The organism is Enterobacter cloacae complex sp. EB5 (assembly GCF_031432835.1).
GTDB lineage: Bacteria > Pseudomonadota > Gammaproteobacteria > Enterobacterales > Enterobacteriaceae > Enterobacter > Enterobacter hormaechei_C.
This window is the reverse complement of sequence record NZ_CP133860.1, coordinates 3,030,349-3,053,258: the sequence shown is the minus strand read 5'-3', so window position 1 is coordinate 3,053,258 and position 22,910 is coordinate 3,030,349. Positions and strand designations below refer to the sequence as shown.

Here is a 22,910-nt window from a genome sequence, read left to right as displayed (position 1 = left end):
GCTCCCGAACGATACCGTCTCAGGATCTGATAATATCGTCCCGTCTGAGCAGGTCTAATAATTGGCTTACTAAATTTGTTACCAATTGTTGACCTTCCAGATGAATCTCAGGGGATTCAGGCGCTTCGTAAACCGAGTCAATGCCGGTGAAGTTTCGCAGCTCTCCCGCGCGGGCTTTTTTATACAGCCCTTTCGGATCGCGCGCTTCGCAGATTGCCAGCGGCGTATCCACAAACACTTCAATAAAGCGATTCTGCCCCACGCGCTCGCGCACCATCTGACGTTCGGCGCGGTGCGGTGAGATAAACGCCGTCAGCACCACGAGCCCGGCATCCGCCATCAGGCTGGCGACTTCGCCCACCCGACGAATGTTCTCTTTACGATCTTCATCGCTGAACCCTAAATCGCTGCACAGGCCGTGACGCACGTTGTCGCCGTCCAGCAGGTAGGTGCTCACCCCCTGCTGATGCAGCGCCTCTTCCAGTGCGCCTGCCACCGTGGATTTACCGGAGCCAGACAGCCCGGTAAACCACAGCACAACCCCACGGTGACCGTGGAGCTGTTCGCGCTGGGCGACGGTGACCGGATGAGGATGCCAGACGACGTTCTCATCATGGGCAGCCATTACTTGCCTCCCAGCAGATCGCGTGCGCCCCAGTGCGGGAAGTGCTTACGCACCAGCGCGTTAAGCTCCAGCTCAAACGCGCTGAACTCAGAGGCCACGGCAGCCTGCGCGTTTGGCTCGCGCACCATCCCGGCACCGACGGTGACGTTGGTCAGGCGGTCGATGAAGATCAGCCCGCCCGTCACCGGATTCTGCTGATACGGATCCAGCACCAGCGGCTCGTCGAAGGTCATATCCACCAGACCGATGCCGTTCAGCGGCAGCTCGCTCACGTCACGGTGGGTCAGGTTGTTGATGTCCACCTGGAACTGAATGCCGTCCACGCGGGCGCGGGTTTTCTTGCCGGCGATTTTAATGTCATAGCTCTGGCCTGCGGTCAGCGGCTGTTCGGCCATCCACACCACGTCTACGGATGCGCCCTGCACCGCCGCCAGCGTTTCCTGCGCATCGACCAGCAGATCGCCGCGGCTGATATCAATTTCGTCTTTCAGTACCAGGGTTACCGCTTCACCTGCCCCGGCTTCGTCCAGATCGCCATCAAAGGTGACGATACGGGCGATGGTCGATTCCACGCCGGATGGCAGCACCTTCACGCGCTGCCCCACCTTCACGGAGCCTGAAGCGAGAGTACCGGAGAAGCCGCGGAAATCGAGGTTCGGACGGTTCACGTACTGCACCGGGAAGCGCATCGGCTGGGTATCGACCACGCGCTGAATTTCAACGGTTTCCAGCACTTCCAGCAGCGTCGGGCCGCTGTACCACGGCATGTTCGCGCTCTGAGAGGCGACGTTATCCCCTTCCAGCGCCGAAAGCGGCACAAAGCGAATATCGAGGTTGCCCGGCAGCTGTTCGGCAAAGGTCAGGTAGCTCTGGCGGATCTCGTCGAAACGCGCTTCGCTGTAGTCCACCAGATCCATTTTGTTCACCGCCACCACCAGGTGTTTGATCCCCAGCAGCGTAGAGATAAAGCTGTGACGACGAGTCTGATCCAGCACGCCTTTACGGGCGTCGATCAGCAGGATCGCCAGGTCACAGGTGGACGCGCCGGTCGCCATATTACGGGTGTACTGCTCGTGCCCCGGGGTGTCGGCGATAATAAATTTGCGCTTTTCGGTAGAGAAATAGCGATAGGCAACATCAATGGTAATGCCCTGCTCGCGCTCCGCCTGCAAGCCGTCCACCAGCAGCGCCAGGTCGAGTTTTTCGCCCTGGGTGCCGTGGCGTTTACTGTCATTGTGCAGGGAAGAGAGCTGGTCTTCGTAGATCTGGCGCGTGTCGTGCAGCAGACGACCAATCAGGGTACTTTTCCCGTCATCGACGCTGCCGCAGGTCAGGAAACGCAGCAGACTTTTGTACTGTTGGGCGTGCAGATAAGCTTCTACGCCGCCTTCATCGGCAATTTGTTGAGCAATAGTCGTATTCATGGCGGCTCCTTAGAAATAACCCTGACGTTTCTTCAGCTCCATGGAGCCTGCCTGGTCGCGGTCAATCACGCGGCCCTGTCGCTCACTGGTGGTCGACACCAGCATCTCCTCAATGATCTCCGGCAGCGTCTGCGCACTGGATTCCACCGCGCCGGTCAACGGCCAGCAGCCGAGGGTGCGGAAACGAACCATCTGTTTTTTGATCACTTCGCCCGGCTGTAAATCAATGCGATCGTCGTCGATCATCATCAGCATGCCGTCGCGCTCCAGCACCGGGCGCTCGGCCGCCAGATACAGCGGAACGATCTCAATATTTTCCAGATAGATGTACTGCCAGATATCCAGCTCGGTCCAGTTGGAGAGCGGGAAGACGCGAATGCTTTCGCCCTTGTTGATCTGGCCGTTGTAGTTGTGCCACAGCTCCGGGCGCTGGTTTTTCGGGTCCCAGCGGTGGAAGCGGTCGCGGAAAGAGTAGATACGCTCTTTGGCGCGGGATTTCTCTTCGTCACGGCGCGCGCCGCCGAAGGCCGCATCAAAACCGTATTTGTTCAGCGCCTGCTTCAGCCCTTCGGTTTTCATGATGTCGGTATGCTTGGCGCTGCCGTGCACGAACGGGTTGATGCCCATCGCCACCCCTTCCGGGTTTTTGTGCACCAGCAGCTCGCAGCCGTAGGCTTTGGCGGTACGGTCACGAAACTCGTACATCTCGCGGAATTTCCAGCCGGTATCCACGTGCAGCAGCGGGAACGGCAGCGTACCCGGATAAAACGCTTTACGCGCCAGGTGCAGCATGACGCTGGAATCTTTACCGATGGAGTACATCATCACCGGGTTAGAAAACTCGGCGGCCACTTCGCGGATAATGTGGATACTTTCCGCTTCGAGCTGCCGCAGGTGAGTAAGTCGTTTTTGGTCCATAACCGTTCCTTAAGCCAAATTTATAACAGAAGCGCCAAAGCCTTCTGTGTCGGTTGTGTGTTGGAACCAGGCGAGCGTGCTGTGCAGCTGCACCACTTCTCCCACCACAATCAGGGCGGGCATTGGGGCGTCTTTCGCCAGGGTTGCAAGGTCTTGTAAGGTGCCGATGGCGACATGCTGATCGACGCGTGTCCCGCGGGAGATCACCGCTACCGGCGTCGTCGCATCGCGACCGTGCTGAATAAGCTGTTCGCTGATGTCTGCCGCTTTCATCGTGCCCATATAAATCGCCAGCGTTTGTCGGCTCTGGGCGAGATGCGACCAGTCAAACGGCGTGCTGTCGGCTTTATAGTGCCCGGTCACAAAGGTCACGCTCTGGGCGTAATCGCGATGGGTCAGCGGAATACCGGCGTAGGCCGTGACGGCAGACGCCGCCGTAATGCCGGGAACCACCTGGAACGGGACGCCCGCTTCGGCTGCCGCCTGCAACTCCTCGCCACCACGACCGAAGATAAACGGGTCGCCCCCTTTCAGGCGCACCACGGTCTTGCCCGCTTTCGCAGCGGCAATCAGCATCTGGTTGGTGTCGTGCTGGGGCACGGAGTGCTCGCCGGCACGTTTGCCGACGCAAATTTGCTCCGCGTCACGGCGGATCAGCTCGCGAATACCGTCGGTGACCAGGTGGTCATAGAACACGACATCCGCATCCTGAAGAACCTGGAGGCCACGCAGCGTGAGCAGCCCGGCATCGCCCGGCCCGGCGCCCACCAGAATGATCTCCCCGCCCGTACTGCCGGGGTTATCCAGTTCGTCTTCGAGGATTTGTTGCGCCGCCGTCTCGTTACCGGCCTGCATCAGGCTGGCAAAGCGTCCGCGAAACACACGCTCCCAGAAGCGACGGCGTTCCGTCACGCTGGTCAGACGCGTTTTCAAATGGTTGCGCCAGTAGCTGGCCTTCTCCGCCATACGTCCGAGGCTGGTCGGCAGCAGCGCTTCGATTTTTTCCCGCAGCACGCGCGCCAGCACCGGGGCGGTGCCGCCGGAGGAGATCGCCACCAGCAGTGGCGAGCGGTCGACAATCGACGGGAAGATAAATGAGCATAACGGCTGGTCGTCTACCACGTTCACCAGACGGTGACGGGCCTGGGCTGCGTCGGAGATGCGGCGGTTGAGCGCCCGATCTTCGGTTGCCGCAATCACCAGCACCACGCTGTCGATCTGAGACTCTTCAAAATCCGCCTCTGCAACAATCTGCACCTGCGCCCCGGCGCGTTGCAGGAAGGCGATTTTGCGATCGGCAATTTCACCCGTCCCGACAACCAGTACCGGTCGGTCTTTTAAGGCGGCAAAAAGGGGGAGATAGTCCACAGGCAACAACTCACTAACAACCACGAATAAAGGGACTATAGGGGGCGGCTTAGATCGAATGAAATTACGAATTGGAATGAGTAGTTACTCAATGGAATAACGCCGTGGAAAAGCAAATATCAAAAAGTGCTTAACACGCGAAATTTCGGGCATTTAAGAGCAATTCAAATTGTGTCTACCCGATCACAGTTTCATACTATGCGGGTTAAAATTTTGCTCTGTTTTTAAGGACTCACTATGTTTTCCGCAATGCGCCACCGATTCGTTGCCCTGGCGCTCGGCGTTTGCTTTATCCTTCCGGCTCAGGCAAAAAATCCATCTTACGGTGAAATAGCCAGTATGCAGGCGCGGCATATTGCGACGGTCTTTCCGGGCCGTATGACCGGAACCCCAGCCGAGATGCTCTCGGCAGACTATATTCGTCAGCAGTTTGCGGATATGGGCTATGAGAGCGACATTCGCGCTTTCCATAGCCGCTACATCTATACCACACGCAATAAAACGCAAAACTGGCATAACGTAACCGGCAGCACGGTCATTGCCGCGCACGAAGGAAAGGCGGCTGAGCAGATTATTATTATGGCGCACCTTGATACCTACACGCCGTTGAGCGACGCCGATGTCGATAATAACCTCGGCGGGCTGACGCTTCAGGGACTGGATGATAATGCGGCGGGGCTGGGCGTGATGCTTGAACTGGCCGAACGCCTGAAGAATATTCCGACGAAATACAGCATTCGCTTTATTGCGACCAGCGGCGAAGAAGAAGGAAAACTCGGCGCTGAGAATCTCCTTAAACGCATGAGCGCTGAGGAGAAGAAAAATACGTTGCTGGTGATTAACCTCGATAATCTGATCGTGGGGGATAAGCTCTATTTTAATAGCGGACAGAGCACGCCGAGCAGCGTACGCAAACTCACCCGCGACCGGGCGCTGGCGCTTGCCCGCACGCATGGCGTCTATGCCGCGACAAATCCGGGCGATAACCCGCAGTATCCTAAAGGCACAGGCTGCTGTAATGACGGTGAAGTGTTTGATAAGGCGGGCATTCCGGTGCTGTACGTCGAGGCGACGAACTGGGCGCTGGGCAAAAAAGATGGCTATCAGCAGCGCAGCAAATCGAAAGCGTTCCCGGACGGGACCAGCTGGCATGATGTGCGGCTGGATAATCAGCAGCACATTGATAAAGCGCTGCCGCAGCGGATTGAGCACCGCAGCCGGGATGTCGTGAAGGTGATGCTGCCGCTGGTGAAGGAGCTGGCGAAAGCGGGGAAAGCCTGATGTCGTTAAGCCCGGTGGCGGCTACGCCTTACCGGGCCTACGTTTCGTGCCGTTGTAGACCCGGTAAGGCGTAGCCGCCACCGGGCGAAAAAACATTACCCTTCGTGCAGCCCGCACTCGCGCTTCAGCCCAAAGAATCGCGTCTCTTCTTCCGCCATTCCCGGTTCCCATTTACGCGTGGTGTGGGTGTCGCCTACCGACAGGTAGCCTTGATCCCACAGCGGATGGTACTTCAGCCCGTGCTTTTGCAGATACTGATACACCGTGCGGTTATCCCAGTCGATGATCGGCAGCACTTTGAACACGCCGCGCTGCACCGCCAGCACCGGTAAGGTTGCCCGGCTACCGGACTGCTCGCGGCGCAGACCCGCGAACCAGGTCTGAGCGTTCAGCTCTTTCAGCGCCCGGTTCATCGGCTCGACCTTGTTGATCTCATTGTATTTCTCAATGCCCTCAACGCCCTGTTCCCACAGCTTGCCGTAACGCGCCTCCTGCCAGGCCGCGCTTTCCGTCGCGCGGTAAACTTTGAGGTTCAGCTTGAGCTTGTCCGTCAGCTCGTCAATAAACTGGTAGGTCTCCGGGAACAGATAGCCGGTATCGGTGAGGATCACCGGAATATCCGGACGGATCTGATTCACCAGATGCAGGCTGACCGCCGCCTGAATACCAAAGCTCGACGAGAGCACATAGTCACCCGGCAGGTTTTCCAGCGCCCAGGCCACGCGCCCTTCGGCGTCGAGTTTTTCCAGTTGGGCGTTGATTTCTGCCAGGGCCAGAATGCGTTCGACTTTTGGCAGGTCATTAAGGGCGTTTAGATCGAGTACGGACATAAGAACCTCGTTTGCCTGTTTTGCCGGGCGGCACTGCGTTTGCCCGGCCTACAAAACCCGTAGGCCCGGTAAGCGAAGCGCCACCGGGCAAAGGATGCGTTACTCCCAGAAATCCCTTGCGGGATCGAGCACCGGGCGAATGATGCCCGCACGTACCGTAAAGTCGCCGAAGCCTTCATCTGCTTCGCGCTCTTTCGCCCAGCGTCCGATAAGCACGTCGAGGGAATCGAGAATTTCCGGCTCGGTGATGTTCTCGCGGAACATACGCGGAATACGCGTCCCGATACGGTTACCGCCCAGGTGCAGGTTATAGCGACCCGGCGCTTTCCCTACCAGACCGAGTTCGGCCAGCATCGCGCGACCGCAGCCGTTCGGACAGCCCGTCACGCGCATAACAATATGCTCGTCCGGAATCCCGTGTTTTTCCAGAATCGCTTCCACTTTATCAGTGAAGGACGGCAGGAAACGCTCGGCTTCGGCCATCGCCAGCGGACAGGTCGGGAACGACACGCAGGCCATTGAGTTTTCACGCTGCGGTTTAACCGCATTCATCAACCCGTGCTCGCGCGCCAGCTCTTCAATTCTCGCCTTATCGCTTTCCGGCACGCTGGCGACGATCAGGTTCTGGTTGGCGGTAATACGGAACTCGCCTTTGTGGATCTTCGCGATTTCCAGCAGACCGGTTTTAAGCGGACGGCCCGGATAATCCAGAATACGGCCGTTTTCGATAAACAGCGTCAGGTGCCATTTATTGTCGATGCCTTTAACCCAGCCGATGCGATCGCCGCGACCGGTGAATTCGTAAGGTCGGATCGGCTCAAATTTGATGCCCGCGCGACGCTCCACTTCTTCTTTGAACGTCTCGACGCCCACGCGCTCCAGGGTGTATTTGGTTTTCGCGTTTTTACGATCGGTACGGTTCCCCAGTCGCGCTGGGTCGTGACCACCGCTTCCGCCACGGCCAGCGTGTGCTCCAGCGGCAGGAAGCCGAACTCGCTCGCGGTGCGGGCGTAGGTTTTCTTGTTCCCGTGCTCGATGGACAAACCGCCGCCCACCAGCAGGTTAAAGCCGACCAGCTTGCCGTTTTCGGCAATCGCCACGAAGTTCATGTCGTTGGCGTGCAGGTCGATATCGTTTTGCGGCGGGATCACCACCGTAGTTTTAAACTTACGCGGCAGGTAGGTCTGACCGAGGATCGGCTCTTCGTCCGTGGTCGCGACTTTCTCCTGATCGAGCCAGATCTCCGCATAGGCACGGGTGCGTGGCAGCAGGTGCTCGGAGATCTTCTTCGCCCACTCGTACGCTTCGGCGTGCAGCTCGGACTCATACGGGTTCGAGGTGCAGAGCACGTTACGGTTCATGTCGTTGGCGGTCGCCAGCGCGTCCAGACCCACGGAGTGCAGCATCTGGTGCACCGGCTTGACGTTCTTCTTCAGAATGCCGTGGAACTGAAAGGTCTGACGGTTAGTCAGACGGATGCTGCCGTAAATCGTGTTTTCACCGGCAAACTTGTCGATCGCCTGCCACTGTTTGGTGGTGATGATGCCACCCGGCAGACGGCAGCGCAGCAGCATCGCATGACGCGGCTCCAGCTTCTGTTCGGCACGTTCGGCGCGGATATCGCGGTCGTCCTGCTGGTACATACCGTGGAAACGGATCAGCAGGAAGTTGTCGCCTTTGAAACCGCCGGTCAGGCCGTCATTTAAATCTTCGGCAATGGTACCGCGCAGGTAGTTGCTCTCTACCTTCATGCGCTCGGCATCAGACAGTTTGCCTTCGACCACCAGTGGGCCAGGATGTTTTTCGCTCATTAGTAGACATCTCGCTGATAACGGCGCTCTACGCGCAGCTCACTTAAAAATTCATCCGCCGTTTCGGCATCCATACCGCCGAATTCGGCAATCACTTCCAGCAGTGCCTGCTCAACGTCTTTCGCCATGCGATTGGCGTCGCCGCAGACATAAATGTGGGCACCGTCATTGATCCAGCGCCACAGCTCTGCGCCCTGTTCGCGCAGTTTGTCTTGTACGTATACTTTTTCTTTCTGATCGCGGGACCAGGCCAGATCGATGCGGGTCAGCACACCCTCTTTGACGTAGCGCTGCCATTCAACCTGGTAGAGGAAATCTTCAGTAAAATGCGGGTTGCCGAAGAACAGCCAGTTTTTACCCGGTGCCTCGTCCGCTGCACGCTGCTGCATAAAGGCGCGGAACGGTGCGATGCCGGTGCCCGGGCCAATCATGATCACCGGTGTTTCCGGGTTCGCCGGCAGGCGGAAGTTGTCGTTGTGTTCGATAAAGACGCGCACCTCGCCCTCTTCTTCCACGCGGTCGGCCAGGAAGCCGGACGCCCCACCCGCCCGCGCGCGGCCTTCGATGTCGTAACGCACCACGCCAACGGTGATGTGGACTTCGTTTTCCACTTCCGCCTGTGAGGAGGCGATGGAGTAAAGACGCGGCGTCAGCGGACGCAGCAGGCCGATCAGCGCGTCGGCATCCAGCTGTGCCGGGGAGAAACGCACCATATCGACAATCGGCGTCGTCGCGGCGTAATGCTGTAACTTCGCCTTGTCCCCCACCAGCGGCAGAAGGGACTCGCTGCGCGTTAAGGTGGCGTAGTTTTCAACGATGTTGGCGGTGTTCACCGTCAGCTCGAAATGCCACTGAAGCGCCTCAGAGAGCGGTAAGGTTTTACCTTCCACCTGGACCGGCTCCGTGCCTTTCAGCCACAGCAGCTCGACCAGCTCTTTCACCAGCGCCGGATCGTTCTGATACCAGACGCCCAGCGCATCGCCAGGCTGATAACGCAGGCCGGAGTCACCGAGATCGATTTCGATATGGCGCACGTCTTTTTCCGAATCACGGCCCGTGATTTTCTGGTTTACCGACAGGCTCGCCGTCAGCGGCGCCTCTTTCGTGTAAGGGCTGGTGTGGATTTCGTTAACGGTGCCCGCTGCGGTAACGGCGGCCTGCGCTGGCGTCTCTTTCGGGACGCGGGCCTTCAGCACCTCAACGATGCGCGCCCGCCATTCGGCGGCGGCGGCCTGGTATTCGACATCAGCGTCTACGCGATCCAGCAGGCGCTCTGCGCCCAGCTCCGCCAGCTTGCTGTCGAAGTCTTTACCGGACTGGCAGAAAAATTCATAGGACGTATCACCGAGGCCGAAGACGGCAAAGGCGGTGCCCTCCAGCCTTGGCGCTTTTTTCGAGAACAGGAACTTATGCAGCGCGACGGCTTCTTCCGCAGGCTCACCTTCCCCCTGCGTTGACGCCACCACCACCAGCAGTTTTTCTGACGCGATCTGTTTGAATTTATAATCCCCGGCGTTGACCAGGTTAACGTTCAGCTTCGCGGCGAGCAGGTCATCACGCAGCGCTTCGGCCACACGACGGGCATTACCCGTTTGCGAAGCGGAGATAAGCGTGATGGCAGGAATTTCAACGGCAGTTGGCGGGACGCCAGCCACAGCACCCGGCTGCTGATTGAGCATTCCCCAGAAATAGCCGGAGACCCAGGCGAGCTGGGTGGGTGAAAAATCGGAAGTCGCGGCCTGGAGGCGCGCCAGTTGCTCCGGGTTAAGGGGAAGCAAATTTGAAGGTGGGGCCTGTGTTGTCATGCGTCGTTATGTTCCAGTAGCAAAGCGGACTTTAAGCGAATAAATCCAAACTGAAGATAAGGTTAACGGCGGGGATAATAACAATTAAAGAAGGGATGGAAATAATAAATAACCAAATGGACTAACCTGTTTTAGTTATCGTTCTTAACGATAAAAGCGATTAAATAACTATCTGAAATAAAAGAATAAAAGCCGATAAACATCATGAATACGAGGCGGTGACCGTTCAGAGCCGTTTTAGTTAATGATAAAAATTGTGCTTTCCGGTACTATGCGGCGGTTTTTTCCGCATTCCTGAGAGCTATGATGTCCACCACACTGTTTAAAGATTTCACCTTCGAAGCCGCACACCACCTTCCACACGTTCCTGCCGGGCACAAATGTGGCCGCCTGCATGGACACTCGTTTATGGTGCGTCTTGAAATCACCGGTGAAGTCGATCCCCATACGGGCTGGATCATGGACTTTGCCGAACTGAAGGCCGCGTTTAAGCCGACCTACGATCGTCTCGATCACTACTATCTGAATGATATTCCGGGCCTTGAGAACCCGACCAGCGAAGTGCTGGCGAAATGGATTTGGGATCAGATGAAACCGCTGGTACCGCTGCTGAGCGCGGTGATGATCAAAGAGACCTGCACGGCAGGCTGCGTCTACCGCGGGGAGTGAATCTCCTCCGTTTCGGCCTCACGAGGCACGAGCGGCGTAAACTCGTAGAGCACCAGCGCATTACTCTCCAGTGATTCAGTCAGTTGCCAGCCGTCATAAAGGCGTTCATCGCGTACGGAAAGCGTTGGACGCGCTTTATGCGCTATCCAGCGCCACATCTCTTCATCAGGGCCGCTTTCGCTGCCAACCCCTTCAAGCAACGGATAGAGCGCGCCGTTGTGCTGATCAAACAGATGGCATTTAATTCGCCATTTACCGCGCATTCCCTTCAGGTGTAAATGATACTGCTGGCGAAAACGCTGGATGAAGGCTTCTTCACTGGAAAGGAGCGGATTAAAAACCACCACATTACGCAGCAACAGCTGATAACCATTGCGATGGCGCGTAAGCAGGACACGCTTATCATTGACCAGCACCTCGCCCCGCAGACGTTGCCAGAGCCAGAGTACCCAATAAACCGGACGCGGCAGACCATGGTTATACTGTAGCGCCAGGCTTGAGGTATCGATGGTGTTGTTCGCACGGGCTTCTCCCTGAAGGCCTGAATTAAGCCAGAATCCCGCCAGCCAGACCTGCTCCGAAAGCCCGAGCAGGTTCTGCATCAGCAGCGCCCCACGAAAAAACCAGCCGTTTGTCGCCCGCGTGTTGCCGGTGAGGGTATTCCAGGAGAGAAGCCAGACGGGAAGCGAACATTTACGCAGGCGAAGGGCGGTGAGGATCTGGCGGACCTTCAGTATCGGATAATTTTCCGTTGACGAGAGATGGGCTGGCTCCAGCTGGGCGGGATCGAGAAGCTCATTGGCATCGGCAGAACAGGCAAGAAAATCGGCCTGCATCAGGATGGCTGAACTGAACAGGGTATCCTCGCTTACGCCCGCGCTGACGGGGGCAAATCGGTGCCATAAACCAAACTTTGCCTGCGGAAGATAAGTTCGTATTGCCTTTTGTTGGGCCAGCCAGACCTGCTCCCGGGTCTCCTCACTCGCCTGTGTTGACCAGTGCATGACGAAATGCCAGCCTGCGGTGATCTCTGGCGAAAAATGATTAACCGACTGTTGTAAAAAGCGGGTGAGAAGATCGCGGCGGGTCGTTACGCCGGTGTGCAGTAGCACCGTCCACTGCTTTTTTGCCAGCCAGGTGAAAAGCTGATGCAGATTGTACCAGCAGGCGTAGCCCGCCATCTGGGGGTCATCCCACCCGGTGGCAAACAGACGACTGCTGAGAAAAGGCTCGGCGATATCAATTCCCTCAATGGGAATGGCCTCATTTATCGCCTCCAGATTTTGTCGAACGTCCTCCCGCAGCAAATCGTCGAGCTCACGCAGGGTAATGACCACCCGCATACGGCGCAGCGAGGCAGAAAGAGGATTGAGCTGCTCAAGATCCAGTCTCTGCTCCTGCTGCGGGTGAACGATGAGCGGCGAGGCTCCCCAACCGCGCGCCACCGGTTCATTGAGCAGGCTAAACAGCTTGTCCACGGCGACCGGATAGCGCTGCTCACGCCTGTCCGTCCGAATACGTGCCGCCTCCGGGTGCTGGCGCCGGGTCTTACGAAACTCACCCGGAGACATATTGTGAACACGCCTGAACCGATCGCTCATCATGCGCGTGCTGGCGAAACCCTGTTCAAGCGCAATCTGGTGCAGCGGTCGGTTCGTCAGCCGGAGAGCGTCGGCCGCCTTTTCCAGCCGCAGGTGAGTGATGTACTGCATGAAACTGATCCCCACCTCCTTGCGAAAGAGACGAGAGAGCCAGGCTTCAGAGACATATTCACTCGCGGCGATTTCCGCAAGCGTAATACGGCGGGAATAACTGGCATTGATCCGCTCTATCACCCGGGCGATGCGTTTGCTGTGCGCTGAGGAAAATTCCCGTGACAGCATACGGGCGGGCTGTTGAAAGCGGCTGGTCAGCAACAGCAATATCTCGCTCAGCCAGCGGTACGCCTCCAGCCGGTAGCGGTGCGGGTCGTTGATGAGGGTGACCACAAGAAGCTGGCGCAGCAGATCGCGAAGCGCATCGCATTGGGGCCAGACGCCTCCGGCTTCTGCCGGTACAGCATAATCATGGGCAAAAAAATCATTGCAGAGCTGGACGACCCAGCGCCCGGAAAGGGTTACGCGCAGGGTGACATTTGCCGTTTCGCTCGTGAACTGCCAGCGCCGATGACGGTTGATGATGGCAAGGGTATTGGCCTCCAGAATTTCACGTCCCACATCGGTGTTCAGCTCTGCCCGCCCTTCCAGCACCCAGAGCAACGTTAGCGTATCGCCTTCATCCTCCACGCAGTGGCGAATGTCCTGAATCTCTATCCAAAATTCATCTCCCCGTTGCGCCATCTTACCCCTCACCAAAGACAAATAATGACCTGATCTTTTTTGTCATAACTGAATTGTATGAAAAACAATCAAAACAAAGCCGTCGCTTTACAACAAAAAAATGCATTTTCAGGCGGGACGATCGTCATAGACTCGAAATTATCATCGTTTGGCAGAAAAAGGATAACAAAAATGACACATCCCATTATCGAAGCTCTGCGTGGCAACGAAGCTCGGTTCACTGAATTACGTCGCTATTTTCATCAGCATCCAGAAATTGGTTTTGAGGAGCACAACACGAGCGATCGCGTTGCAGCGCTGCTTCAGGAATGGGGATATGAGGTTCATCGCGGCGTGGCTAAAACCGGTGTGGTCGGCACACTGAAGGTGGGTAACGGGCATAAACGCCTGGGCCTGCGCGCCGATATGGATGCGCTGCCAATGCAGGAAAACAACGGCAAGGCGTGGAGCAGTACCGTTGAGGGTAAATTCCACGGCTGCGGTCATGACGGCCACACCACAACGCTCCTGTATGCAGCGGAGTACCTGGCACGCACCCGCAATTTTAACGGCACGCTGCACCTTATTTTTCAGCCCGCGGAAGAACTTCTGTATGGCGGACGCGTTATGGTAGAGGACGGTTTGTTTGACCTGTTCCCCTGCGACCACATCTTTGGTCTGCACAATATGCCGTCACAGCCCCTCGGAAAAATTGGTCTGCGCGATGGCGCCATGATGGCCTCTTCCGACACCCTTCATATTGAGGTTAACGGCGTGGGGGGTCACGGTGCGGTGCCAGAACATACCGTTGATGCCACCCTGGTTGCCTGTCATATCACTATCGCGTTGCAGTCCATTGTTTCGCGCAACATTACCCCCTTCCAGCCCGCCGTCGTTACCGTAGGCAGCATTCAGGCCGGACATGCCCCCAACATTATCAACGACAAAGTATTGATGAAACTTACCGTGCGCACGCTGGATGAACGCGTGCGGCAAACCGTGCTACAGCGTATCCATGATATCGCCGTTGCACAGGCGGAAAGTTTCAATGCGACGGCCACCATTCGACACATTAACGGCAGCCCGGTGCTGAAAAATAATCCGCAAGCCAATGAGATGGTGCGCAGCGTCGCCACCGATCTGTTCGGTCAGGATGCCGTCGCGGAGGTGAATGCGTTTATGGGCAGCGAAGACTTTGCTTTTATGCTCGAGAAAAATCCCAATGGATGCTATTTCACCCTTGGCGCCGGGGATGAGCCTGACCGCTGCATGGTACATAACCCGGGTTACGACTTTAACGACAACATTCTCCTCACCGGCGCGGCGCTGTGGGCCGCACTGACCGAACACTATCTGCGCTGATTCGCACCTTCCCGGGAGGGCTGCACTATGAGTACCGTTTCCCTGACAGGCGCATCCGCCTACGCCGGTAACGATCGGCTGCTGGCGGGTATCGTCATGAGCGTTCTGACATTCTGGCTGTTTGCCCAGTCGGTTATCAACGTGGTTCCGGCCATGCAGAATAGCCTCGATATTGCCCTCGAAACCCTTACGCTGGCCGTCAGCCTGAGCGCGTTGTTCAGCGGCTGTTTTGTCGTCGCCTGCGGTGGGTTTGCCGATAAGTTTGGGCGCATGCGCCTGACCATGATTGGCCTGATCCTGAGCATGATCGGGAGTGGTCTGCTGTTCATTTCATGGGAGCCCGTCCTGTTTCTGTTGGGAAGAGCGATACAGGGGCTATCAGCGGCCTGCATCATGCCCGCCACGCTGGCGCTGATTAAAACCTGGTATGAAGGTAAAGCACGCCAGCGCGCAATCAGTTTCTGGGTTATCGGTTCATGGGGCGGAAGTGGCCTGAGCTCGTTTGTGGGAGGCGCCATCGCCACCACGCTGGGCTGGCGCTGGATTTTTATTCTGTCGATGGTGGTAGCGCTGGTCGCGCTATTGCTTATCCGCGCCACGCCGGAAAGCCGCAGCCCTGATGCGTGTCGACACAAACTGGATATCAGCGGCCTGGTGAGTTTTGTCCTTATGCTGGTGCTGTTCAATCTGTTTATCAGCAAAGGACACAGCTGGGGCTGGAGCAGCAGTTTATCGCTTCTTGTACTGTGTGGAGCCGTGATTGCACAGATGTGCTTTATCGTTACCGGGCGGCGGAAAGGCGATGCGGCGCTGATCGATTTCGCCCTGTTTAAAAACCGGGCCTATAGCGCCTCGGTATTCTCAAATTTCCTGCTCAACGGCTGCATTGGCACCATGATGATCGCCAGCATCTGGTTGCAGCAAGGCCATCATCTGTCACCGCTACAGACCGGCATGATGACGCTGGGGTATCTGGTTACCGTACTGGCGATGATCCGGGTGGGTGAAAAACTGCTTCAGCGCTATGGCGCCAGGCTGCCGATGATGACTGGCCCGCTGCTGACCGCAACAGGTATTTCGCTGATTTCATGCACCTTCTTAAGCAAAGAGGTCTACATTGTTACCGTTTTTCTGAGCAATATTTTATTCGGGCTGGGGCTCGGATGTTACGCCACGCCCTCAACGGACACGGCGGTAATGAATGCCCCTGAAAACAAAGTGGGGGTGGCTTCAGGGATCTATAAGATGGGCAGCTCCCTGGGCGGAGCCATGGGGATCGCGGTCACCGCATCGCTGTACGCGCTATGGCTGCCGATGGGAACGGCCAGTGCCGCGCAGTATGCCTTGCTTTTCAACAGTGCGATTTGCCTTGGGTCGGCAGTCGTGACCTGGGCTTTACTGCCAACAACAAAAGCCCCGCGTTAAGCGGGGCCACAAAAGTATCAGGCAATGTTCAGATATTTGTGCGTCTGCATCGACAGGCGCCAGTTGCGGGCGATACAGGTTTCAATGCACAGACGGGTCGCATCGTCTTTCTGGCTGATAGGCTGGAGCGCGATCACGCGCTGCTTTTCGTCCGTCAGCGTCGCCAGCAGTTCGTCCAGCGCTTCGATGTCACGCACGCGCCCCACTGGATGTTTGATCTCATCAGCACGCTCAAGCGCCTGCGACAGTACGTCATACCCGCCGCGCATATTCACTTTCGGTGAAACCGTTACCCACGTTGAATGTGAGCAGCGCACTTCATGGGTGCCACTGGTTTCGATCTGGCAACTGTAGCCGTTCTTCTCGAGCAGTTCGGTGAGCGGCATCAGATCGTGAATGCAGGGTTCCCCGCCGGTGATCACTACGTGCCGCGCCGTCCAGCCCTGACGACCAATAATGGCAAGCAGATCTTCCGCGCTGCCCGCGCCCCATTTATCGCTCTCTTTGGTTTTCGCCAGAATGCTGAACAGCGATACTTCCCGATCTGCGAGCTTATCCCACGTATGTTTGGTATCACACCAGGCGCAGCCAACCGGGCATCCCTGTAAACGAATAAAGATAGCGGGAACGCCGGTAAAGTAACCCTCGCCTTGCAGGGTCTGGAACATCTCGTTAATCGGGTACTGCATAGTCAACTCTGTTAAGGGGATAAACGATAAGTATCGCAGATCCCCGTCAGATGATCATGCTCCATCGGTGCTTTGCGCGCCAATTGCCGCCATAAACCGTTCCGTAATTTGCTGTGGTCGGGTGATCGCCCCGCCGACGACAACCGTGTGCGCCCCCAGCGCCAGACACCTGGCCGCGCGTTCAGGCGTATCCACGTTACCTTCGGCAATCACGGGGATCGTGACGGCAGACAGCACCTCTTTCAAAAACGCGCAGTCATTTTCCGGTAGCGAATGGCCCGCGGTCTCCGTCGTATAACCGTAAAGGGTGGTTCCGACGCAATCAAACCCCAGCGCCTGCGCGGTCACGGCCTCCTGCACGGTGGCAATATCCGCCATCAGCAGCAGCGAAGGGTAACGGGCGCGGATCTGCGCGATCAGCATGTCCAGCGATCCGCCACCGGGCCGTTTCCGGGCGGTCGCATCCAGCGCAACGATCTCCGGGGCGACCGCCATCAGCTCATCCACTTCTTTGAGCGTCGCGGTAATGAACACCTCGCTATCCGGATAGTCACGTTTGATGATGCCGATGACCGGCAGTGAGACCAGCCCTTTGATAGCCTCGATATCCGCCACGCTATTGGCGCGGATCGCCGCGGCACCGCCCTGGGCCGCCGCCAGCGCCATTCGCGACATAATAAACGGGCTGTGCAGCGGTTCGTTTTCCAGCGCCTGGCAGGAGACGACCAGTTTTCCTTTCAGGTTATCCAGTACAGTTTTCATTACGATAAAATCTCTTCCACTTCGTTTTTGATAATGGTGACGTGCGGGCCATAGATGACCTGGACACCGTTGCCGCGGACGATAACGCCGCGCGCGCCGGTCGCTTTCAGTGCAGATTCATTGACTTTGCTACCGTCTTTCACCGTGACGCGAAGGCGCGTGGCGCAGCAGTCAACGTCATCCAGATTGTCTTTTCCTCCCAGCCCGGCGATCACCGCCGCGGCGCGCTCGCTTTGCGGCAGAGTAGCCTCGTCAGCCAACGCCTCCTTTTCCCGGCCCGGCGTGGCAAAATCAAAACGTTTGATCAGATAGCGGAAGGTACAGTAGTAAAGGAAGAACCACGGTACGCCCACCAGCGGGACGAACATCCAGTTAGTTTTCGCTTCCCCCTGCAAAATGCCGAACAGCACGAAATCAATAAACCCGCCGGAGAAAGTTTGTCCGATGGTGATGTGCAGCATGTGCGCGAGCATGAACGCCAGCCCGTCAAACAGCGCATGAATGACGTACAGCACCGGGGCAATAAACAGGAATGAGAACTCTATGGGCTCGGTAATTCCCGTCAGGAATGAGGTTAACGCCGCAGAGAGCAGCAGCCCGGCGACGCGCTTCTTATTCTCCGGCCTGGCCGTGTGGTACATCGCCAGACACGCGCCGAGCAGACCAAACATCATGGTAATAAAGCGCCCGGACATGAAGCGCGACGTGCCCTCATAGAAATGCTGCATGTTCGGATCGGCGAGCTGGGCGAAGAAGATCCGCTGCGTGCCCTCAACCAGGTGACCGTTAACAATTTCACTGCCGCCAAGCGCGGTGGTCCAGAATGGAAGATAGAAGATGTGGTGCAAACCAAACGGGCCAAGCATGCGCAGGATGAAGCCGTACAGCAACGTCCCCAGATAGCCGGTGGCATCCACCAGCCCGCCGAGGCCAAAGATCAGCTTCTGAAAATGCGGCCAGACCACGGTCATCAGCGCGCCGACGAGTATCGCCGCCAGTGAGCTTATAATGGGAACGAAGCGTGAGCCGCCAAAAAAGCCCAGAAATTGCGGAAGCGCGATTTTATTAAACCGATGATGCAGTGCGCAGGTCACCAGCCCAATAACTACCCCACCAAACACGCCCGTTTCAAGCGTCTGAATACCCAGCGTCATGCCCTGCCCTACAGCGCCCGGGTTTTCATGCGCCAGTTTTCCGGTCAGGATCAGCAGCGCATTGATAGTGGCATTCATCACCAGATAAGCGAGCAACGCCGCCAGCCCTGCCGTGCCTTTATCATTTCTCGCCAGCCCAACGGCGACCCCAACAGCAAACAGTACCGACAGGTTTGCAAACACAATCGAGCCTGCGCTGCTCATGATGGTAAAGATGGCCTGTAGCCAGCCAACGTCTAAAAATGGATACGCGGTAAGCGTATTCGGATTCGATAGCGCCCCGCCAATCCCCAGCAACAGACCTGCTGCGGGCAGTATGGCGATGGGTAACATAAAGGATTTGCCAAAGCGCTGCGCTTTTTCAAACCATCCGCCGGAAGACGCTCCGCTGAACATTTGCATCATTTTTTTATCCCCCTGGTTATTGATGAAAATTTTTACCACATATATTTTTAATTGTGAAAATTACCACCAAAAACCAAGACGCCGATCATACTTTTTCGAAATGACTGGCATCTCTCCCCCGCTTTCCGCCACACTAGTTGGCAGAGAAACGCATTAAGGATCTAGCATGTCGGACCATGAAAACCTGCTGCTGAAGCTACGCCAGGAGGCTTCCGGGTACAGCCCAACGCAACAAAAACTGGGGGAGTTTGTCCTCAACGATCCTGCCAGGGTGCTCTACCTGACGATCACCGAGCTGGCGCGTGAAAGCGGCACCAGCGAGGCCAGCGTCACACGCCTTTGCCGCACGCTGGGCTGTAAGGGATATAACGAATTTAAAATGGCGCTTGCGCTGGATATTCAGCAGGGTTTGCCGGAGCGTCAGGCAGGAGATGCAATAGATAACGTGGTGGATGAGTCTGTCCAGGCGCTGCAAGATACCGCAAAACTCCTCGACCGGGCCCAGCTTGAACAGGCGACACTGGCCCTGCATCAGGCGCAGTCAGTGCAAATTTACGGGGTAGCGGCCAGCGCGATCCTGGGAGAGTATTTGCATTACAAGCTGCTGCGACTCGGCAAACCTGCACAGCTGTTTAGCGATATGCATCGCGCCGCCATGAATGCGACGACGCTCTCGAAAGAGACGCTGGTGGTGGCCATCTCAAGTTCCGGCTCTACACGGGATCTGCTTCACGTAGTGAAACTCGCCCGCAAGCGGGGCGTTAAGGTACTGGCGCTCAGCAATACGCCCCGCAGCCCGCTAGCCTCCCTGAGCGATTTACAGCTGGTTGCAGCCAAACCCGAGGGACCGCTGAGCGCGGGTGCGCTCAATGCCAAGGTTGGCGTGATGCTGCTGGTTGAACTGCTAACCACTTCCCTTATTGCAGTAGACAGCCATTACGGTGACGTCAGCCAGCAAACGGCAAGCGCCACGTTGCCGCTTCTGCTATAGAAAACAAAAAACCCGCCGAAGCGGGTTTTTTCATAAGAACGAAGGTTCAGGCTTATGCCTGGCCTTTGATCTCTTTACGACCGTTGTAAGGTGCTTTTTCGCCCAGCGCTTCTTCGATACGAATCAGCTGGTTGTATTTAGCAACACGGTCAGAACGGCTCATAGAACCGGTTTTGATCTGGCCAGCAGCGGTACCCACAGCCAGGTCAGCGATGGTAGCATCTTCAGTTTCGCCAGAACGGTGAGAGATAACCGCGGTGTAGCCAGCGTCTTTCGCCATTTTGATCGCAGCCAGCGTTTCGGTCAGAGAACCGATCTGGTTGAATTTGATCAGGATGGAGTTAACGATGCCTTTCTCGATGCCTTCTTTCAGGATCTTGGTGTTGGTTACGAACAGATCGTCACCAACCAACTGGATTTTGTCGCCCAGTACTTTGGTCTGGTATGCGAAACCATCCCAGTCAGACTCGTCCAGACCGTCTTCGATAGAAACGATTGGGTACTGTTTGGTCAGGTCTTCCAGGAAGTGGGTGAACTCTTCAGAGGTGAACGCTTTGTTGCCTTCGCCAGCCAGAACGTATTTACCGTCTTTGTAGAATTCAGATGCTGCGCAGTCCATCGCCAGGGTGATGTCTTTGCCCAGCTCGTAGCCTGCTGCTTTAACCGCTTCAGCGATAACAGCCAGTGCTTCTGCGTTAGAACCCAGGTTTGGCGCGTAGCCGCCTTCGTCACCAACAGCCGTGTTCATGCCTTTAGCTTTCAGAACTTTAGCCAGGTTGTGGAACACTTCAGAACCCATACGAACCGCTTCTTTCAGGGTTTTCGCGCCAACTGGCTGAATCATGAATTCCTGAATATCAACGTTGTTGTCTGCGTGCTCACCACCGTTGATGATGTTCATCATTGGTACAGGCATGGAGTATTTGCCTGGGGTGCCGTTCAGTTCAGCGATGTGCTCGAACAGTGGCATGCCTTTAGCTGCCGCTGCCGCTTTGGCGTTCGCCAGGGAAACGGCCAGGATTGCGTTCGCACCGAAGTTAGATTTGTTTTCAGTACCGTCCAGATCGATCATGATCTTGTCGATGCCAGCCTGATCTTTAGCATCTTTGCCAACGATAGCCTGAGCAATAGGACCGTTAACAGCGCCAACCGCTTTCAGTACGCCTTTGCCCATGAAACGGGATTTGTCGCCATCACGCAGTTCCAGCGCTTCGCGGGAACCTGTAGAAGCACCTGATGGAGCCGCTGCCATACCGACGAAACCACCTTCCAGATGAACTTCAGCTTCAACGGTCGGGTTACCACGGGAGTCGATGATTTCACGACCGATGACTTTAACGATTTTGGACATTAGATTTTCCTCAGTACAAGTTAAACTAAAACTCCAGACAAACAACGCGTACCAAAGGTACGCGTTGCCGTTCTAACTTTTTTTACTTCGCCTGACGCTTCTGGTACTCGCTGGCGGCTTTCACGAAGCCTGCAAACAGCGGATGCCCGTCACGCGGCGTTGAAGTAAATTCCGGGTGGAATTGGCAGGCCACGAACCACGGATGGTTAGGCACTTCGATGATCTCGACTAACTGATCATCCCCGGAACGGCCCGCAACACGCAGACCCGCAGCTTCAATTTGTTTCAACAACATGTTGTTGACTTCATAGCGGTGACGATGACGTTCGGTGATGACCGGCTCGCCGTACAGCTTGCGTACCACGCTATCGTCGGACAGCTGGCAGGCCTGTGCGCCAAGACGCATGGTGCCACCCAGATCGCTCTTCTCGGTACGGACTTCGACGTTACCGTCTTCGTCGCGCCATTCCGTAATCAGCGCCACAACAGGGTACTTACAGTCTGGCACAAATTCCGTAGAGTTCGCGTTTTCCATTCCCGCTACGTTGCGCGCAAATTCAATCAGCGCAACCTGCATACCCAGGCAGATACCGAGGTATGGAATATTGTTTTCACGCGCATAGCGTGCAGTGGCGATCTTGCCTTCAACACCACGGTAGCCGAAGCCGCCAGGGATGAGGATAGCATCCAGATCTTTAAGAATTTCGACGCCGCGCGTCTCCACATCCTGCGAATCAATCAGCTTGATGTTCACAGAGACGCGATTCTTCAGACCACCGTGTTTCAGCGCTTCGATAACTGACTTATAGGCATCTGGCAGTTCGATGTACTTGCCGACCATACCGATAGTCACTTCGCCGCCCGGATTGGCTTCTTCGTAAATCACCTGCTCCCATTCAGACAGGTTAGCTTCCGGACAGTTCAAGCTGAATCGTTTACAAATATAATCGTCCAGACCCTGTGATTTCAACAGGCCCGGGATTTTATAAATGGAATCGACATCTTTCATTGAAATAACGGCTTTTTCAGGCACGTTACAGAACAATGCAATTTTCGCGCGTTCGTTCGCCGGAATCGCGCGATCGGAACGGCAAACCAGGATGTCAGGCTGAATACCGATGGAGAGCAGCTCTTTAACAGAGTGCTGAGTCGGTTTGGTTTTCACTTCACCTGCTGCCGCCATGTAAGGCACCAGCGTCAGGTGCATGAACAGCGCGTGCTCACGACCAATATCTACCGCCAGCTGACGAATCGCTTCGAGGAACGGCAGGGATTCGATATCCCCTACGGTACCGCCGATTTCAACCAGCACAACGTCATGCCCTTCGCCACCGGCAAGGACACGTTCTTTGATGGCGTTAGTGATGTGTGGGATAACCTGCACGGTCGCGCCCAGGTAGTCACCACGGCGCTCTTTACGCAGAACGTCAGAGTAGATACGGCCAGTCGTAAAGTTGTTACGACGGGTCATTTTGGTACGGATGAAACGCTCGTAGTGGCCAAGATCCAGATCGGTTTCAGCGCCGTCTTCAGTAACGAACACTTCCCCGTGTTGGGTTGGGCTCATGGTGCCAGGATCGACGTTGATGTACGGATCCAGTTTCATCATGGTCACATTGAGGCCACGGGCTTCAAGAATGGCTGCGAGGGAGGCTGCGGCAATGCCTTTACCCAGAGAGGATACGACCCCGCCGGTCACAAAAATATAGTTCGTTGTCATGC

At 56.4% G+C, this 22,910-nt stretch carries 17 protein-coding genes and 1 pseudogene; 5 read left to right on the top strand and 13 right to left on the bottom strand.

The window, feature by feature from the left end; translation table 11 throughout:
* Positions 1-19: 19 nt before the first annotated feature.
* From cysC to cysG, 4 genes are read right to left on the bottom strand one after another with little or no spacing between them, the layout of a single operon-like run.
* Positions 20-625, bottom strand: coding sequence for an adenylyl-sulfate kinase (gene cysC, locus RHN82_RS14570; RefSeq protein WP_015571713.1), 606 nt, complete (start codon positions 623-625; stop codon positions 20-22).
* A complete protein-coding gene (gene cysN / locus RHN82_RS14565; RefSeq protein ID WP_045911277.1) occupies positions 625-2,049 on the bottom strand; it encodes a sulfate adenylyltransferase subunit CysN in 1,425 nt (474 codons plus the stop codon). Before cysN ends, cysC begins: the two co-directional genes overlap by 1 nt.
* A gap of 9 nt (positions 2,050-2,058) precedes the next feature.
* Positions 2,059-2,967, bottom strand: coding sequence for a sulfate adenylyltransferase subunit CysD (gene cysD, locus RHN82_RS14560; RefSeq protein WP_006811770.1), 909 nt, complete (start codon positions 2,965-2,967; stop codon positions 2,059-2,061).
* Positions 2,968-2,976: 9 nt separating this feature from the next.
* Positions 2,977-4,335 carry a siroheme synthase CysG gene (gene cysG / locus RHN82_RS14555; RefSeq protein WP_023304331.1) on the bottom strand — a complete coding sequence of 453 codons (1,359 nt, stop codon included), beginning with the start codon at positions 4,333-4,335 and terminating at the stop codon, positions 2,977-2,979.
* Positions 4,336-4,572: 237 nt separating this feature from the next.
* Between cysG and RHN82_RS14550 the strand changes: the two genes are divergently transcribed.
* A complete protein-coding gene (locus tag RHN82_RS14550) occupies positions 4,573-5,616 on the top strand; it encodes an aminopeptidase (RefSeq protein WP_047050181.1) in 1,044 nt (347 codons plus the stop codon).
* 95 nt (positions 5,617-5,711) lie between these two features.
* Here RHN82_RS14550 and cysH read toward each other — a convergent pair whose 3' ends face one another.
* From cysH to cysJ, 3 genes and pseudogenes are all read right to left on the bottom strand, one after another.
* Entirely contained in the window at positions 5,712-6,446 is a 735-nt protein-coding gene (gene cysH, locus RHN82_RS14545; protein ID WP_047050183.1) for a phosphoadenosine phosphosulfate reductase, read from the bottom strand.
* 99 nt (positions 6,447-6,545) lie between these two features.
* Positions 6,546-8,257, bottom strand: a pseudogene (cysI, locus tag RHN82_RS14540) (assimilatory sulfite reductase (NADPH) hemoprotein subunit).
* Positions 8,257-10,062 (bottom strand): NADPH-dependent assimilatory sulfite reductase flavoprotein subunit, encoded by a 1,806-nt coding sequence (gene cysJ, locus RHN82_RS14535; protein WP_047050185.1) that lies wholly within the window; start codon positions 10,060-10,062, stop codon positions 8,257-8,259. Before cysJ ends, cysI begins: the two are co-directional and overlap by 1 nt.
* A 303-nt stretch (positions 10,063-10,365) precedes the next feature.
* Between cysJ and queD the strand changes: the two genes are divergently transcribed.
* On the top strand, positions 10,366-10,731 hold the full coding sequence (gene queD / locus RHN82_RS14530; protein WP_006811776.1) for a 6-carboxytetrahydropterin synthase QueD: 366 nt from the start codon (positions 10,366-10,368) through the stop codon (positions 10,729-10,731).
* Here queD and RHN82_RS14525 read toward each other — a convergent pair.
* A complete protein-coding gene (locus RHN82_RS14525; protein ID WP_047050187.1) occupies positions 10,716-13,070 on the bottom strand; it encodes a helix-turn-helix domain-containing protein in 2,355 nt (784 codons plus the stop codon). The two genes, queD and RHN82_RS14525, sit on opposite strands and share 16 nt — an antisense overlap.
* A gap of 171 nt (positions 13,071-13,241) precedes the next feature.
* On the opposite strand from RHN82_RS14525, the gene RHN82_RS14520 reads away from it, so the two are divergent.
* Together RHN82_RS14520 and RHN82_RS14515 are read left to right on the top strand one after the other, a co-directional pair.
* On the top strand, positions 13,242-14,411 hold the full coding sequence (locus RHN82_RS14520; RefSeq protein WP_047050188.1) for a M20 aminoacylase family protein: 1,170 nt from the start codon (positions 13,242-13,244) through the stop codon (positions 14,409-14,411).
* A 27-nt stretch (positions 14,412-14,438) separates the two neighbouring features.
* A complete protein-coding gene (locus tag RHN82_RS14515; protein WP_310398345.1) occupies positions 14,439-15,836 on the top strand; it encodes an MFS transporter in 1,398 nt (465 codons plus the stop codon).
* A gap of 17 nt (positions 15,837-15,853) precedes the next feature.
* Here RHN82_RS14515 and queE read toward each other — a convergent pair whose 3' ends face one another.
* The 3 genes from queE to RHN82_RS14500 are packed head-to-tail and all read right to left on the bottom strand — an operon-like array spanning position 15,854 to position 18,846.
* Entirely contained in the window at positions 15,854-16,525 is a 672-nt protein-coding gene (gene queE / locus RHN82_RS14510; protein WP_006811780.1) for a 7-carboxy-7-deazaguanine synthase QueE, read from the bottom strand.
* Between the two features lie 54 nt (positions 16,526-16,579).
* Positions 16,580-17,287, bottom strand: coding sequence for an N-acetylmannosamine-6-phosphate 2-epimerase (locus RHN82_RS14505; RefSeq protein ID WP_047050191.1), 708 nt, complete (start codon positions 17,285-17,287; stop codon positions 16,580-16,582).
* Entirely contained in the window at positions 17,287-18,846 is a 1,560-nt protein-coding gene (locus tag RHN82_RS14500) for a PTS transporter subunit EIIC (protein ID WP_047050223.1), read from the bottom strand. The genes RHN82_RS14505 and RHN82_RS14500 overlap by 1 nt, the downstream gene beginning before the upstream one ends.
* A 166-nt stretch (positions 18,847-19,012) precedes the next feature.
* Between RHN82_RS14500 and RHN82_RS14495 the strand changes: the two genes are divergently transcribed.
* Positions 19,013-19,837: a MurR/RpiR family transcriptional regulator gene (locus RHN82_RS14495; RefSeq protein ID WP_015571725.1), complete on the top strand. Its 825-nt coding sequence runs from the start codon at positions 19,013-19,015 to the stop codon at positions 19,835-19,837.
* Positions 19,838-19,889: 52 nt separating this feature from the next.
* Here RHN82_RS14495 and eno read toward each other — a convergent pair whose 3' ends face one another.
* Complete coding sequence (gene eno / locus RHN82_RS14490) at positions 19,890-21,188, bottom strand: phosphopyruvate hydratase (protein WP_006811784.1); 1,299 nt, start codon at positions 21,186-21,188, stop codon at positions 19,890-19,892.
* Positions 21,189-21,270: 82 nt separating this feature from the next.
* A complete protein-coding gene (pyrG, locus tag RHN82_RS14485) occupies positions 21,271-22,908 on the bottom strand; it encodes a glutamine hydrolyzing CTP synthase (protein ID WP_003862718.1) in 1,638 nt (545 codons plus the stop codon).
* Positions 22,909-22,910 lie beyond the last annotated feature (2 nt).

What these genes read in the sequence shown, in the direction of transcription:
- cysC (WP_015571713.1), bottom strand. Translation starts at nt 625, where the DNA reads ATGGCTGCCCATGATGAGAACGTCGTCTGGCATCCTCATCCGGTCACC.
- cysN (WP_045911277.1), bottom strand. Translation starts at nt 2,049, where the DNA reads ATGAATACGACTATTGCTCAACAAATTGCCGATGAAGGCGGCGTAGAA.
- cysD (WP_006811770.1), bottom strand. Translation starts at nt 2,967, where the DNA reads ATGGACCAAAAACGACTTACTCACCTGCGGCAGCTCGAAGCGGAAAGT.
- RHN82_RS14550 (WP_047050181.1), top strand. Translation starts at nt 4,573, where the DNA reads ATGTTTTCCGCAATGCGCCACCGATTCGTTGCCCTGGCGCTCGGCGTT.
- cysH (WP_047050183.1), bottom strand. Translation starts at nt 6,446, where the DNA reads ATGTCCGTACTCGATCTAAACGCCCTTAATGACCTGCCAAAAGTCGAA.
- cysJ (WP_047050185.1), bottom strand. Translation starts at nt 10,062, where the DNA reads ATGACAACACAGGCCCCACCTTCAAATTTGCTTCCCCTTAACCCGGAG.
- queD (WP_006811776.1), top strand. Translation starts at nt 10,366, where the DNA reads ATGATGTCCACCACACTGTTTAAAGATTTCACCTTCGAAGCCGCACAC.
- RHN82_RS14525 (WP_047050187.1), bottom strand. Translation starts at nt 13,070, where the DNA reads ATGGCGCAACGGGGAGATGAATTTTGGATAGAGATTCAGGACATTCGC.
- RHN82_RS14520 (WP_047050188.1), top strand. Translation starts at nt 13,242, where the DNA reads ATGACACATCCCATTATCGAAGCTCTGCGTGGCAACGAAGCTCGGTTC.
- RHN82_RS14515 (WP_310398345.1), top strand. Translation starts at nt 14,439, where the DNA reads ATGAGTACCGTTTCCCTGACAGGCGCATCCGCCTACGCCGGTAACGAT.
- queE (WP_006811780.1), bottom strand. Translation starts at nt 16,525, where the DNA reads ATGCAGTACCCGATTAACGAGATGTTCCAGACCCTGCAAGGCGAGGGT.
- RHN82_RS14505 (WP_047050191.1), bottom strand. Translation starts at nt 17,287, where the DNA reads ATGAAAACTGTACTGGATAACCTGAAAGGAAAACTGGTCGTCTCCTGC.
- RHN82_RS14500 (WP_047050223.1), bottom strand. Translation starts at nt 18,846, where the DNA reads ATGATGCAAATGTTCAGCGGAGCGTCTTCCGGCGGATGGTTTGAAAAA.
- RHN82_RS14495 (WP_015571725.1), top strand. Translation starts at nt 19,013, where the DNA reads ATGTCGGACCATGAAAACCTGCTGCTGAAGCTACGCCAGGAGGCTTCC.
- eno (WP_006811784.1), bottom strand. Translation starts at nt 21,188, where the DNA reads ATGTCCAAAATCGTTAAAGTCATCGGTCGTGAAATCATCGACTCCCGT.
- pyrG (WP_003862718.1), bottom strand. Translation starts at nt 22,908, where the DNA reads ATGACAACGAACTATATTTTTGTGACCGGCGGGGTCGTATCCTCTCTG.